The sequence below is a fragment of the Methylobacterium sp. Leaf106 genome (genome assembly GCF_001422895.1).
GTDB lineage: Bacteria > Pseudomonadota > Alphaproteobacteria > Rhizobiales > Beijerinckiaceae > Methylobacterium > Methylobacterium bullatum.
In genome coordinates, this window is record NZ_LMNB01000001.1 from 12,405 (window position 1) to 26,426 (window position 14,022).

The window sequence follows — 14,022 nt, forward strand, 5'->3', positions numbered from 1 at the left end:
CCGCTCATCCGTCAGGTCGCCAGCCCGAGGGCGGTGCGAGCCTCGGCCGGGGTGGCGACCCGCCTGCCATGGCGGGTCACCGCGTCCACGGCGCGGCCGACGAGTTCGGCGTTGCTGGCCGCCAGGCGGTCCTTCGTGATGCGGATGTTGTCCTCCAGGCCGGTGCGCACCGCGTCGGCCCCGCGCGCCAGGGCCCATTCCATCACGACCGCCTGATTGCGGCCGATGCCGGCCGCCGTCCAGGTCGCTTCGGGCAGGATGCGCCGCATCTCGCCGAGCAGGATGTCGAGCAGGCGCTCGTCCGCCGGCATGGCGTTCTGCACGCCCATGACGAACTGCACATGCGGGCGCGCGTCCATGAGGCCCGCCTCCACGAGGCGCCTGGCGCCGTGCAGGTGCGAGAGGTCGAAGATCTCGATCTCCGGCCGGACGCCGTATTCTTGCATCTGGCTGGCGAGAGCGGTCACGAGGCTCGCAGGGTTCTCGTAGACGATGGTGGGGAAGTTCACCGAGCCGGTGGAGAGCGACGCCATGTCGGGCCGATGCTTCAGCGACAGGCCGCGCCCGGCCGGGTCACGCCCGCGTCCTCCGGTGGAGAACTGCACGATCATCCCGGGGCAGTGCCTGCGCACGCCCTCCTGCACGGCGGCGAACTTGTCCGGATCGGAAGACGGGCTCTCGTCGTCGTTGCGGACGTGGATATGGGCGAGCGTCGCGCCGGCCTCGAAGGCCCGGTGCGTGGATTCGATCTGCTCCGCGATCGTCACCGGCACGGCCGGGTTGTCTTTCTTGCGCGGCACCGAACCGGTGATCGCCACGGCGACGACGACGGGGTTGCGACTCATGGCTCTGTCCTCCCGCGGCAGGTCGAAGAACGCGGTTCCGGCCCTGCCGAACACCGCGATGTCGACCATGTATACAAGGGCGCGATGGGGTCGTCTCGATGTCGCGGTGGGTGACCGTCCGGTTCCGGCAGGGACATCGGCTCGGCATCGGCCACCGGATCGCTCTCGATCGGCGTGTCGCCGGCGAGGGAAAGCCGCGTCCCTGAACCGGTTTCGCAAACGTCGTCACCGGTCCTGCATCCTGAAACCGGCGACCCACGAACGACCCGAGCAAAATCGATCGCCGACTTGTGGATGCGAACCCGCGTCGGCGTCAGGCGATGCCCGGAGTGTCGTCGTCCTCGTCGATCAGGCTCAGCGTGCGCAGGATCGCGAGGGCGACCATCTCGGCATCCACCTCGCCCTCGGCCGTGGCCGGCAGGATCGCCACGGTGCTGACTTCCTGTCCGGAGAGACGCCCGACGACGACCTTGTAGACCTCGCCACCGGGCGCGTCGTCGTCGCGCACGAGGCAGACCCGGTGATCGCCGGCCTCCCCGTAGACGCGCTGCGTCGTCACCTCGACCCGGTCGTCGTCACTGACGGGCTCGGGCCGACGCGGCTGACCGAAGGTCGGACGGATGATGTTGCTCATGTCGACCCTCCCGGCCGCATTCATTCAGACGTCGAGATTGGCGACGCTGAGGGCGTTTTCCTGGATGAACTCGCGGCGCGGCTCCACCACGTCGCCCATCAGCTTCACGAACAGGTCGTCGGCATCCTGGGTGTCCTTGATCCGAACCTGGAGGAGCGAGCGCACCTCGCTGTCGAGGGTGGTCTCCCAGAGCTGCTGCGGGTTCATCTCGCCGAGCCCCTTGTAGCGCTGGAGCTGCAGGCCCTTGCGCCCGAAGGCCATCACCGCCTCGAACAGGCCGACCGGCCCGTGTAGCACGGTCTCCTCGCCCTTGCGGGCATAGGTCACCGGCTCGCCGTAGATCTCGCGCAGGGCCTCGGCCCGGTCGGACAGGCGGCGCGCCTCCTGCGAGGCGATGAGCGAGGCATCCAAGGTCACCACCTGGCGCACCCCGCGCAGGGTCCGGCTGAGGACGTAGCCGCCTTCGCTGACGGAGCCTTCCCAGCCCTGCTCGATGTCGTCGGCAATGACGTCCATGCGCCGGGCGATCTCGGCGGCGCGCTTCGTCGCCTCGTCGGGGTTCTCGTCCACGTTGGTGCGGAAGGCCCCGGCGATCATCGCCTGTTCCACCGTGGCGCGGTCGTAGCGCGTGTGCAGCGCCTGCATCAGGCCGCGGAACTGGCGCGCCTCCTCCACAAGGACCTTCAATTGCGGCCCGCCGAACTCGGCGCCGGAGGCGAGGCGCAGCACGGCCCCGTCGACGCCGGCATCGATGAGGTAATCCTCCAGCGCCCGCTCGTCCTTGAGGTAGATCGCGGTCTTGCCCTTTGCGGCCTTATAGAGCGGCGGCTGGGCGATGTAGACGTAGCCGCGCTCGATCAGCTCCGGCATCTGCCGGAAGAAGAAGGTCAGCAGCAGGGTGCGGATGTGGGAGCCGTCCACGTCCGCATCGGTCATGATGATGATGCGGTGATAGCGCAGCTTGTCCGGGTTGAAGCCCTCGCGGTCGGTGGAGGAGCGGCCGATGCCGGCGCCGAGCGCCGTGATCAGCGTGCCGATCTCGGCCGAGGACAGCATCCGGTCCGCCCGCACGCGCTCGACGTTGAGGATCTTGCCGCGCAGGGGGAGCACGGCCTGGAAGTGGCGGTCGCGGCCCTGCTTGGCCGAACCGCCGGCGGAATCGCCCTCTACCAGGAGGATCTCGCATTTCGACGGGTCGCGCTCCTGGCAATCGGCGAGCTTGCCCGGCAGGGAGGCGATGTCGAGCACGCCCTTGCGGGTCACGGTCTCGCGGGCCTTGCGCGCCGCCTCGCGGGCGGAGGCCGCGAGGATGACCTTGCCCATCACGGATTTGGCCTGGGCCGGGTTCTCCTCGAGCCAGTTGGAGAGGCCCTCGTTGAGGACGTTCTCCACGGCCGGGCGGACTTCCGACGAGACCAGCTTGTCCTTGGTCTGCGACGAGAATTTCGGGTCGGGCACCTGCACCGAGATCACGGCGGTGAGGCCCTCGCGGCAATCCTCGCCGGTGAGGGTGATCTTCTCGCGCTTGGTGATGCCGGTGGATTCGGCATAGCCGGTGATCTGCCGGGTCATGGCGGCGCGGAAGCCCGCCATGTGGGTGCCGCCGTCACGCTGCGGGATGTTGTTGGTGAAGGGCAGCACGGTCTCGTTGAACGAGTCGTTCCACCACAGGGCGACCTCGACGCGGATGTTGTCGCGCTCGGCCCGCACGAAGACCGGCTTCGTCATGCCCTCGATCGGTTTGCGCGAGCGGTCGAGATAGCGCACGAAAGCCTCGATCCCGCCCTCGTAGAACAGCTCCTCGCGCTTGTGCTCGGCATGGCGCGCGTCGGTGAGCACGATGCGCACGCCGGAATTGAGGAAGGCGAGTTCGCGCAGGCGCTTTTCCAGCGTCGCGTAGTCGAACTCGATCATCGTGAACGTGTCGGTGGAGGGCAGGAACGACACTTCCGTGCCGCGCCGTCCGTTGCCGTCGCCCACCACCACCAGCGGCGAGACCGCGTCGCCGTGGCGGAACTCCATCGCGTGCTCCTTGCCGTTGCGCCAGATGCGCAGGCGGAGCCATTGCGACAGGGCGTTGACCACGGAGACGCCGACGCCGTGCAGGCCGCCGGAGACCTTGTAGGAATTCTGGTCGAACTTACCGCCTGCATGGAGCTGGGTCATGATGACCTCGGCGGCCGAGACCCCCTCCTCCTTGTGGATGTCGGTGGGGATGCCGCGGCCGTTATCGGACACCGTCACCGAGCCGTCGGCGTTGAGGGTACAGGTGACGATGTCGGCATGGCCCGCCAGCGCCTCGTCGATGGCGTTGTCCACCACCTCGTAGACCATGTGATGCAGGCCCGACCCGTCGTCGGTGTCGCCGATATACATGCCGGGCCGCTTGCGCACGGCATCCAGGCCCTTGAGCACGCGGATCGATTCCGCGCCATAGGCCGTGGCCGCCAGGTTGCGGGAGGTGTCGTCGTCGGTCATGTCGGACATCAAGTTCCCCAGGCAGGCGGGTCTTTGCTTGATTTTCGTGCCCCGGCTCGGTCCCCGGGTACGCCTGCGATTCGTTCAGTGGGCTATATATAAGCGGTGCGTCTTGAAAATGCACCGCATGAGCACACGCGGTCCCCGTGTCTTCCCGCCCACTCGGAGGCTTGCCGCCAAGCTTGATCTCACCCTAATCTCACTCTGCGTCGAGGGTCGCGCCGACCCTTTCGAAAACATACCGTGCAGGGTATGAAGAATGGGCTGGCGGGTCGAGCTTCACCATGAATTCCAGCGCGAGTTCGATGAGCTGCAGGAGGCGGTTCAGGACGAGTTGCTGGCCATGATCGAGCTTCTGAAGGTCGCGGGCCCTGGATTGAGACGGCCCGGGGCGGATACGCTCAATGGTTCCAAGCATGCCAACATGAAAGAGCTTCGCTTCGAGGCGGACGATGGTGTCTGGCGGGTGGCCTTCGCCTTCGATCCTGTACGAACGGGCATTCTCCTCGTCGCCGGGGACAAGTCCGGTGTTTCCGGAAAACGTTTCTACAGCGCCTTGATCAAGCGGGCCGATGCCCGTTTCGACCAGCATCTGAAGGCCATGCGCAAGGATGGGAGCTCCCGGTGACCGATGACCATCGCCCTGTTTCGGCGGACGACATCCTCGCGTCGCTCACGCCGGCGCGACAGGCACGGATCAGAGCGCGCGGCGCCGAACTGATCGCCGAAGAGTTCGCGTTGAGGGACCTGCGACGCGCCGAAGAGCTCACCCAGGCAACCGTCGCCGAACGGCTGGGTGGCCGTCAGGTCTATGTCTCGCGCCTCGAGAAGCGCGCGGACATGAAGCTATCGACCTTGCGTGCCTATGTGCGGGCGATCGGCGGCGATCTCCAACTCCTGGTGACGTTTCCGGAAGGCCGCGCCGTCCGTCTGAAAGACATCGGCGCGGCCGTTCCTCGTGCCCGCAGAAATCCGGCCCGGAAGATCAAGACCGCCGAATGACATCACCGACCGGTCTTCGGCCTCACTCCTGCAGGAACGGGTTCGTCATCCGCTCTTCGCCCAGCGTGCTCGTCGGGCCGTGGCCTGGGATGAAGGCGATGTCGTCGCCCAGCGGCAGGACCTTCTCCTTGATGGCGCGGATGAGCTGGTCGTGGTTGCCGCCGGGCAGGTCGGTGCGGCCCACCGAGCCCTTGAACACCACGTCTCCCACCAGGGCGAAGCGCGCGTCGCGGCTGACGAAGACCACGCTGCCGGGCGAGTGGCCGGGCGCATGCAGGATGTCGAAGGCGAGATCGCCCACGCTCACCGCGTCGCCCTCGGCGAGCCAGCGGTCGGGCGTCACCGCGCGAGCCCCGTCGATGCCGTAATTCGCCCCCGTCTCGGGAAGGCTGTCGAGGAGGTAGCGGTCGGCCTCGTGCGGGCCCTCGATGGGGACGCCGAGCCGTTCGCGCAGTTCGTCCGCGCCGCCGGCATGGTCGATATGGCCGTGGGTGAGCAGGATCTTCTCGATGGTGATGCCCTGGTCGCGGATCGCGGCCTCGATCCGGTCGAGGTCGCCGCCGGGATCGACGACGGCGCCGATCTTGGTCTCGTCGGACCAGATCAGGGTGCAGTTCTGCTGGAAGGGCGTCACCGGGATGATGCCGGCGCGGGGCGTACCTGCCATCGGGACCGTCTCTCCGTCGATTGGGCGCGAGGATCGCGCGGGAGCCGCCTGTCTAAGCGGGTTCGCGCCGGCACGCCAACGCTTCCGCTCCCTCGGGCTTCTGACGCGTCGCGGGTCCTGGCTCGTCGAGCCGTCCGCTGTGCCGCGTGCCGACGATTGCCGCTGCGCCGCCAAAATTCGGCCTCGCCGGCTTCCTAGACGTGGCCTATCTGGACACCGGCACCGTCCAGGACAGGCCCGCCGGCCTGAGACGACGACACGGCCATCCTCACGCCAGCCGGGGCAGTCCCTTGAGCACATGCTGAAAACCGCCTTCGTCGCCGCTCGCGACAGGCAACGCCTGAGCGAGATCGCCGCCGTCCTGATCGGCTACGGCGTCACCAAGGTGGTGGAGCGCCTCGGCCTCGGCCATCTGGCGCGGTTCGCCAAGCGCCGCCGGCCGCAGGTGGACGTGGCGCGCCTGTCCCAGCCGCAGCGCGTGCGCCGGGCGATCGAGGCCCTGGGGCCGACCTTCATCAAGCTCGGGCAGATCCTGGCGAGCCGGCCGGACCTGCTGACGCCGGAATGGACCGAGGAGCTGGAGAAGCTCCACAGCCAGGTCCGGCCCATCGCCTGGGACAAGATCCGCCCGCAGCTGGAGGCCGATCTCGGCGCGCCGCCCTCGGAGATCTTCGCCGAGTTCGACACCGTTCCCCTGGCCGCGGCCTCCATCGCCCAGGTCTACCGGGCGCGGCTGATGTCCGGCGAGGAGGTGGTGGTGAAGGTCCTTCGTCCGGGCCTGCGCAAGATCATCGAGGCGGATCTGCGCCTCCTGGCGCATGCGACCCGGATCGTGGTTCAGGAATGGCCGGAATTCGGGCGCTACCAGCCCCACGAGCAGATGCGCCATCTCGCCAGCGGCCTCTACGGCGAGCTCGACCTCATCAACGAGGCGCGCAACTGCGAGACCATCGCGGCGATCTTCGCCGACCGGGACGACATCGTCATTCCGAAGATCCACTGGGAGTTCACCTCCGAGCGCGTCCTCGTCCAGGAATTCATCCACGGCATCCCGCCCAACGACCATGCCCGCTTGGACGCGGCCGGGATCGACAAGGTCAAGGTCGCTCAGAAGGGCACCGACGCCTTCCTCAACATGGCGCTGATCGAGGGCGTGTTCCACGCCGACCCGCATCCCGGCAACATGCTGGTGATGCCGGGCGACCGCATCGGCTTCATCGATTTCGGCATCATCGGCCGCCTCTCCGAGCGCCGCCGCACGCAGCTCCTGATGCTCATCGGCGCGATGCTGAAGGAGGATTCCGACGGGCTGATGGCCGTGCTGCTGGACTGGACCGGATCGAGCAATCCCGACCTCACCAAGCTCGAATCCTCGTCGCAGGCCTTCATCAACCGCCATGCCGGCTCGGTGCTGAACTTCGGCGACCTGCTCACCGACTTCATGACCATGGCCCGCGAGAACGATCTCGCCATGCCCACCGATCTCGCCATCCTGTTCAAGGGGCTGGTGACGGCGGACGGGGTGATGCGCCATCTCGACCCGAAATTCGACCTCTTCACCGCTGCCGGCCCCACGGTGAAGAGCAAGCTCGCCTCGCAATTCTCGATCAAGGGCATCACGCGCAAGGTCGAGGCGGTGGGCGCCGGGTTGTTCGGCGCGGCCTCCGAACTGCCGACCCTGATCCATCTCATGCTGGTGCGCCTGAAGCAGGGCCGCGTCACCGTCGAGATCGAGCTGAAGGGCATCGAGAAGCTCACCCGCGGCATCGAGCGCGCCGCCGCCCGCATCGCCGTGGCGCTCATCGTCGCCGCCTTCGCGACGCAGCTCGCTCCCCGCTTCATGGACCTCGGCACCCCGGCCTTCGTGACGGTGGGCGCGATGGTCTGCGTGATCGGAATCGGCTGGCTCGTGCTGCTGGGGCGGAACAAGTAGGGGCGGGCCCCGGCGTAAGTTTCCCTTAGGTTGAAAATTAGCGTGGTGTAACTACCTCAAGTTTGCCGTCTGATGAGAGCGGCAAACGGAAAGGATTCATGCATCATGGCTGATCGTGCGGTCAGAAAGACGGGAAAGAATTCTCAGGGAGATATCACCTCCCTTTGCAATGATGGCGATTTCTGGTCGCCTCGTTCGAAGCAGGATGCCATCAACGACATCGAACGAGGGATTCATACCTATCACGTCCCCTGGACGAGCGGGCGGACCGAGATACGGGTCGTACAGGGATCGAACGGGAAATACCTGCGCACGGATCGCGATCAGACCACCCGAAACAACCTGGACGATCTTCCGGATTGCTGATCCGAGCTCAGCCTTCTATAGGGCATTCTCGCCGAGCGCGGCAGGCAGGATCGATGGTGTCCGCCGCGCTCTCGGCCCGAGACAGCTCTTCACCCCACCCGTCGCTTCAGCGGCGCGTCGAGGCCGCCGAGCCGGAACCAGTGGTAGCCGTAGCGCTCCATCATCAGGCAATGCCGGCCATCGTCATCCGCCTCGCTGCGACGGCCAGTGAGGAGATCGACCAGGACACGGCCCTCTGGTCCCTCCACCTCCGGTGACAGGGACACCTCCATCGGCGTTCCCGAGAGGTTGTGGACGCAGAGCACCGAGTTGCCCTCCCAGTCGTAGCGGATCGCCAGGATCGCGGGCGAGGCCGTCTCGATCACCACGAAATCGCCCCAGCCGATCTCCGGCACCTCCTTGCGGGTGCGGATGACGCTCTCCATCCAGTTGAGCAGCGAGCCGCGGTCATGGCGCTGGCTCGCCACGTTCACGTGGTCGAAGCCGTAGGCGCCGCTCCCGATCACCGGCAGGGTCGGGGTTTCGCTCTTGGTGAAGCCTCCTTGCGCCTCCGCATTCCACTGCATCGGCGTGCGGGTGCATTCGCGCTCCTTGAGCGAGAGGTCGTCGCCCATGCCGATCTCGTCGCCGTAGCGCAGCACCGGCGTGCCCGGCAGGGTGAACATCAGGGAATAGGCGAGCTCGATGCGCTGCTGGTCGCCGCCCAGCATCGGGGCGAGACGGCGCCGGATTCCGCGGTCGTAGAGTTGCATCCCCTTCTCCGGCCCGAACGCGGCGAAGACCGCCTGGCGTTGGCTCTCGGTGAGGCGTCCGAGATCGAGTTCGTCGTGATTGCGCAGGAACACCGCCCATTGCGCCGAATCCGGTCGATTCCAGGTCTTGCGCATGGCCTTGGCGAGCGGGCGCCCGTCGCCGGAAGCCAACCCGTAGAAGAGCGCCTGGTTGACTTGGAAGTTGAACAGCATGTGGAGCCGGTCGGCATCGTCGCCGAAATAGTCGAGATCCTTCTTCGGCAGGATGTTGGCCTCGCCGAGAATGATGGCGTCGCCCTGGCGCCATTGCAGGAACTCGCGAAAATCCCGGAGCATGTCGAATTGCTCTTCGGGCTCGCCCGTGACTTCGGGCCCCTTCTTGGCGATGACGAAGGGCACCGCATCCATGCGGAAGCCCGAGACGCCGAGCTGGATCCAGAACCCCATGATCTTCTGGATTTCGGCCCGCACCGCCGGATGGGCCGTGTTGAGATCGGGCTGGAACGGCATGAAACGGTGGAAGTAATAGGCTCCCGCCTTGGCGTCGCGAGTCCAGGTCGTGGTCTGTACGCCGGGGAACACCATGCCCTCGTCCGCACGCGGCGGCTTGGATTTCGACCAGACGTACCAGTCGCGGTAGGGGGAATCCGGGTCCGATCGTGCCGACTGGAACCAGGGATGCTGGTCCGAGGTGTGGTTGACCACCAGATCGATGAGGACGCGCAGGCCCTTCTGCTTGGCCGCATGGGTGAAGGCGACGAAGTCGCCGAGCGAGCCGTAATCCGGGTCGACGCCATAGTAATCGGTGATGTCGTAGCCGCCGTCGCGCTTCGGCGAAGGCTGGAAAGGCATCAGCCAGATCGCCGTGATGCCCATGCCCTGCAGGTAATCGAGCCGGCGCTCCAGTCCGACGAAGTCACCGATGCCGTCGCCATTGCCGTCGAGGAAGGTCCGGACGGACAGGCAGTAGACGACCGCGTTCTTGTACCAAAGGTCCTTGATCATGCGACGCAGATCTCCCGAGGGCCGCGCCGGCCGGCGCATCCGCCTGCAACGTCGCCGGGGACGGAAGCGTTGCGGGAGGCCGGTCCCGCGCCGGTCTCCTTAAATCAGCCGCCTTGTGCATCCCATCTCGGGCCGTGTGCGTTGCGGCTGCCGATCCTGTCGTCCGTGCCCTGTGACGCGTCCTGGATTTCGGTGCCCGCTCCTCGATGAACATCATCCTGATCAAGCTGTTCGCGACGGCGCTGACGCTCAGTCAGGTGACGACGCGGCCGGATGCCGTGAAGACGCAGTTCGATCCGGTGGCCGACAAGGCCCAGGTGGTGCAGATCCTGCGCGACGGCTGCGCCCATATGCGGAAAGCCTTCGACATCGAGGACATCAACCTCGACGAGCTGATCTCCACCGCCATGGAGGACCCCTCGGCCATCGCCGGTGCCTCCGCGCCCAAGCTCCTGCACGGGCTCGATATCGGCGAGCTCAACACGAGCTACCGCCAGTTCTGCAAGGGCGAGAACCCGGCGAACTCGCCCTTCGACGCGGCCGAGGTCATCGCCTTCTACAACAAGGCCGTGTCCGATCTGCCCTCGGCCCAGGACCTCAAGGACCGCAAGCTGCCCGGCGCCAGCCTGATCCTCGACGGGGCGGGCAAGCGCTACGCCGAGGCGTTCGAGGCCAACGGGCGCCGCCTCAGCGTGCCGATCTCCGACGTGCCGGTGATGGTGCAAAAGGCGTTCGTGGCGGCCGAGGACAAGCGCTTCGAGACCCACAAGGGCATCGACGAGCGTGGCGTCATCCGGGCCTTCATCGGCAACCTCGCCTCGCCGGGGCGGCCGGCCGGCGGCTCCACCATCACCCAGCAGGTGGTCAAGAACCTGTCGGTGGGCGACGACGTCACCTACGAGCGCAAGATCCGCGAGATGATCGTGGCCTCGCGCCTGGAGCGGATCCTTGGCAAACCGCAGATCCTCGAACTCTACCTCAACGGGATCTATCTCGGCCGCGGCTCCTACGGGATCGAGATGGCCGCGCGCAGCTATTTCGGCAAATCCGTGGGCCAGCTCACGGTGCCCGAGGCGGCATTGCTCGGCGGCATGCCGAAGGGGCCGAACTTCTACAACCCGGACAAGTATCCCGACCGCGCCAAGGAGCGCCGCGCCTATGTGCTGGCGCGGATGAAGGACGAGGGCGTCATCACCGAGGCGCAGCTGACCGAGGCGGCCAACGCGCCCCTCGGGTTGAAGCCGATCGAGACCACGCGGCGGGATTCGGGGTTCTACTTCGTCGATCACCTCACCCGCGAGGCGCGCACCTTCGCGGGCATCGACTCGCTCACCTCCGCCTCCCACGTGGTCCGCTCCACCATCAATGCCGGCCTCCAGACCGCCGTGGAATCCGCCCTGCAGGACGGGCTCGCCACTTACGAGCGCGCCACCGGGCGCCAGCGTTACGAGGGGCCGGAATTCAACCTCGCCGACAGCATCGCCAAGCTCGGCGGGGCGACGCCCGCCGTGGAAGGATCGGTCCAGTCGGTCCCGCTCGTCGTCGGCGGCGAGGCGAGACCGAAGTCCGCGCCCGTCAAGCCCACGCCGGCGGCCGCTACCGGCCCGAAGCCGGTGGCGCAGAAACCCGTCTGGCAGCGCGCCCTGGAGAGCGCGCGGCCCGTGCTCTACGACGTGCATTGGCCGCTGGCCGTGGTACTCGAATCCGGGCGCGGACCGGTGAAGGCGGGGCTCGCCGACGGGCGCATCGTCAACCTCGATCCCGGCATCGCCAAGGGCCGTTTGCAGACCTACGACGTGGTGCGGGTGAAGCTGCGCGACCCGAAGGCCAAGGCTCTCCGCGCGGATCTGCGCGTGCGTCCCTCCGTCCAGGGCGCGGCCCTGGTGCTGGAGAACCGCACCGGGCGCATCCTGGCCATGGACGGGGGCTTCTCCTACCCGTTGAGCCAGCTCAACCGGGTGACGCAGACCGTGCGCCAGCCCGGCTCGACCCTGAAGCCGCTGACCTATCTCGCCGCGCTGAATACCGGCCTGCAGCCCAATACCCTGGTGATGGACGCCAGCGTCACCCTGCCGCCCATCGGCGGCGTCGGCCAGTCCTGGAGCCCGAAGAACTACGATGGCGGCGGGTCGGGCGCGACGACCCTTCGGCGCGGCCTTGAATTCTCGAAGAACCTCGTCACCGCGCGCCTGCTCCAGGGCGGCATCGCCGACACCGCACCGGCGAGCCTCACCCGCATCTGCGACCTCGCGCTCGAAGCGCAGCTCTACGCCGAATGCGAGCGCTACTATCCCTTCGTCCTCGGCTCGCAGCCGGTCCGCATGGTCGATCTCGCCGCCTTCTACGCGGCCGTGGCCAACGAGGGCGCGCGGCCGGCGCCCTACGCCCTGGAAGCGGTCGAACGCGACGGCAAGGTTCTCTACAAACGCGAGCCGAAGGAGCCCGTCCGTATCGGCTCGGCCGACAGGGTGGCGTTCTACCAGCTGAAGACCATGCTGCAGGGCGTCACCAACCACGGCACGGCGGCGGCCCTCGCCCGCTTCTCGGGTTCCATCGCCGGCAAGACCGGCACGTCCGAGAACGAGAACGACGCCTGGTTCGCCGGCTTCACCAACGAGATCACCATCGTGGTCTGGGTCGGCTACGACAATGCCGACGGCACCCGCCGGACCCTGGGACGCGGCCAGACCGGCGGGCATCTCGCGGTGCCGATCGCCGGCACGATCCTCCAGGCCGCCTGGGCCAACGGCGTGGCGCGCACCCCCCTCGCCCCGCCCTCCCCGGAGGCGAAACGCCTGCTCGCCGACCTGCCCATCGACCCTCGCAGCGGCGCGCGCGTCTCCGGCGGCGGCTTCATCGAGCATTTCCGGCTGAGCGACGGCCGCGTGGCCGACACGCAGTACCAGTTGCTGCCGCGCGAGGTGCAGACCGCCATGCGGCCGGATTCCGAGGACGGCGACACCAGCGGCCTCGACGACGGCGCCGACGTCGTGGGCGACCTGTACGGCAACCTCACCACGCGGCGCGAACCCGAGCCGGATCTCTTCGACCCCTTCGGCGAGCGGCCGGCCCAGCCGCGCGGCCGCCGTGCTCAGGGGGAGGGCTACGAAGGGTCGCGGAGCCCGTCATGGCCGGGCACCCAGCGCTCGCCCTTCGGCGAGGACGAGCCGCCCCGCGCCCGGCGCCGCGATCCCGACTACCTGTTCGGCGACGACCCGCGCTACTGAGGCGCGGATCCACTCCCCTCATCAGCAAACCGAGGCCCCGACGTGAAGACGCAGCTTCCGGCGACACGTGTACTTGCCCAGATCATCGCTCTCCTGCCCGTGCTGGCGCTCGGCTTCCCCGCCTCCGCGCAGGAGGGAACGAAGGTCCAGGTTCCCGCCGACCGGATCAAGGAGGTTCCCGCCATCGAGCCGTCGGGCCTTTCCGCCCTCAAGCCCGGCACGATCCTGTTCACCGACCACCGGGACAATCCGGCCAACCCTGAGAGCGGCCTGACGCCCTATCTCGAATGGCGAAAGCTGCGCCCGGCCGAGCAGGCGGCCCTGGCGCCCTACCCCGCCTATGCCGAGCCCGATTACAGCGTGACGCTCAACGGCGTCTCGAAGCAGCGGCACGAGACCCTGAAGGTCTATGTGGCGCAGGGGCGATTCGTGGTGGGAAAGCCCGCGGAGTCCATCGATCTGTCGGCCTTCGCCAATCTCGGCTTCGTGTCCAAGATGGACCCCGTCATCAAGCACAAGACCCTGAGCCCCGCCGAGGTGACGCCCACCAAGGACCCGGCCGCCGCCTTCGCCCGCCGCCCGGACCGGGCTTGGTGCGAGGGGGCGGCCGCCTGCATCGAATCCCGGTACGATCTCGAGGGCAAGCTGCCGCTGGGGGTCAAGCTCGCCAACAAGCTGGAGGACGGCGCCTCGAAGAAGGTGGCCGAGTTCGTCTCGTTCCAGAGCGAGTTGCGGACCCTGCCGGCGGCCGAGGCGGCCTCGCTCGCGGCGCTCACGCGGGTCGACACGCCGGTGGCCGGCGGCCTCGAACAGACGATCTTCTGGGTCAACCAGATCCTGCGCTTCGGCAAGTTCCTCGCCGTGTTCCAGCCAATGCCGAACGATCCCGGCAAGACGGTGGTGACGACCTACATGGCGCTGGCGATCAAGGCCGATGTCCTCGACCGCAAGCAGGAATACGCCCGCGTGCCGGTGCTGAAGAACCTGCTTCCGGCGCAGGTGCTCATGGGCAATTCGTCCTTCAACACCGGCACGTCGATCAGTGCCGGCCTGCCCACCTACGCCCGCAACCGCATGATCGCCTTCGCGGACGCCCTGGCGAAGAACTGAAGC

The 14,022-nt window shown here is 67.5% G+C and carries 11 protein-coding genes; 6 read left to right on the forward strand and 5 right to left on the reverse strand.

Annotated features, from left to right (window positions below; genetic code table 11):
* Positions 1 to 11: 11 nt before the first annotated feature.
* From ASF34_RS00055 to gyrB, 3 genes are all read right to left on the reverse strand, one after another.
* Entirely contained in the window at positions 12 to 845 is an 834-nt protein-coding gene (locus ASF34_RS00055; protein WP_056158803.1) for a 3-keto-5-aminohexanoate cleavage protein, read from the reverse strand.
* A 313-nt stretch (positions 846 to 1,158) separates the two neighbouring features.
* Entirely contained in the window at positions 1,159 to 1,479 is a 321-nt protein-coding gene (locus ASF34_RS00060) for a hypothetical protein (protein ID WP_043764525.1), read from the reverse strand.
* 24 nt (positions 1,480 to 1,503) lie between these two features.
* Positions 1,504 to 3,957, reverse strand: coding sequence for a DNA topoisomerase (ATP-hydrolyzing) subunit B (gyrB, locus tag ASF34_RS00065; protein ID WP_056158807.1), 2,454 nt, complete (start codon positions 3,955 to 3,957; stop codon positions 1,504 to 1,506).
* Between the two features lie 259 nt (positions 3,958 to 4,216).
* On the opposite strand from gyrB, the gene ASF34_RS00070 reads away from it, so the two are divergent.
* Complete coding sequence (locus tag ASF34_RS00070; RefSeq protein WP_056157434.1) at positions 4,217 to 4,585, forward strand: type II toxin-antitoxin system RelE/ParE family toxin; 369 nt, start codon at positions 4,217 to 4,219, stop codon at positions 4,583 to 4,585.
* Complete coding sequence (locus tag ASF34_RS00075) at positions 4,582 to 4,959, forward strand: helix-turn-helix domain-containing protein (protein WP_056157437.1); 378 nt, start codon at positions 4,582 to 4,584, stop codon at positions 4,957 to 4,959. The genes ASF34_RS00070 and ASF34_RS00075 overlap by 4 nt, the downstream gene beginning before the upstream one ends.
* 22 nt (positions 4,960 to 4,981) lie before the next feature.
* Here the strand turns inward: ASF34_RS00075 and ASF34_RS00080 are convergent, their stop codons facing one another.
* The gene (locus tag ASF34_RS00080; RefSeq protein ID WP_018043135.1) at positions 4,982 to 5,626 is read right to left on the reverse strand and encodes an MBL fold metallo-hydrolase; all 645 of its coding nucleotides are present in this window, start codon (positions 5,624 to 5,626) and stop codon (positions 4,982 to 4,984) included.
* Between the two features lie 298 nt (positions 5,627 to 5,924).
* Here ASF34_RS00080 and ASF34_RS00085 point away from each other — a divergent pair, with 298 nt between their 5' ends.
* Positions 5,925 to 7,559, forward strand: a complete 1,635-nt coding sequence (locus ASF34_RS00085; protein ID WP_056157440.1) for an ABC1 kinase family protein — start codon at positions 5,925 to 5,927, stop codon at positions 7,557 to 7,559.
* A gap of 105 nt (positions 7,560 to 7,664) precedes the next feature.
* Entirely contained in the window at positions 7,665 to 7,925 is a 261-nt protein-coding gene (locus ASF34_RS00090; RefSeq protein WP_056157444.1) for a DUF3892 domain-containing protein, read from the forward strand.
* A gap of 89 nt (positions 7,926 to 8,014) precedes the next feature.
* Here ASF34_RS00090 and ASF34_RS00095 read toward each other — a convergent pair whose 3' ends face one another.
* Positions 8,015 to 9,682 (reverse strand): alpha-amylase family protein, encoded by a 1,668-nt coding sequence (locus ASF34_RS00095; protein ID WP_056157447.1) that lies wholly within the window; start codon positions 9,680 to 9,682, stop codon positions 8,015 to 8,017.
* Positions 9,683 to 9,888: 206 nt separating this feature from the next.
* Here ASF34_RS00095 and ASF34_RS00100 point away from each other — a divergent pair, with 206 nt between their 5' ends.
* Together ASF34_RS00100 and ASF34_RS00105 are read left to right on the forward strand one after the other, a co-directional pair.
* Positions 9,889 to 12,909, forward strand: coding sequence for a penicillin-binding protein 1A (locus ASF34_RS00100; RefSeq protein WP_056157450.1), 3,021 nt, complete (start codon positions 9,889 to 9,891; stop codon positions 12,907 to 12,909).
* Positions 12,910 to 12,951: 42 nt separating this feature from the next.
* Complete coding sequence (locus ASF34_RS00105) at positions 12,952 to 14,019, forward strand: hypothetical protein (protein WP_156465557.1); 1,068 nt, start codon at positions 12,952 to 12,954, stop codon at positions 14,017 to 14,019.
* The last annotated feature ends 3 nt before the right edge of the window (positions 14,020 to 14,022 follow it).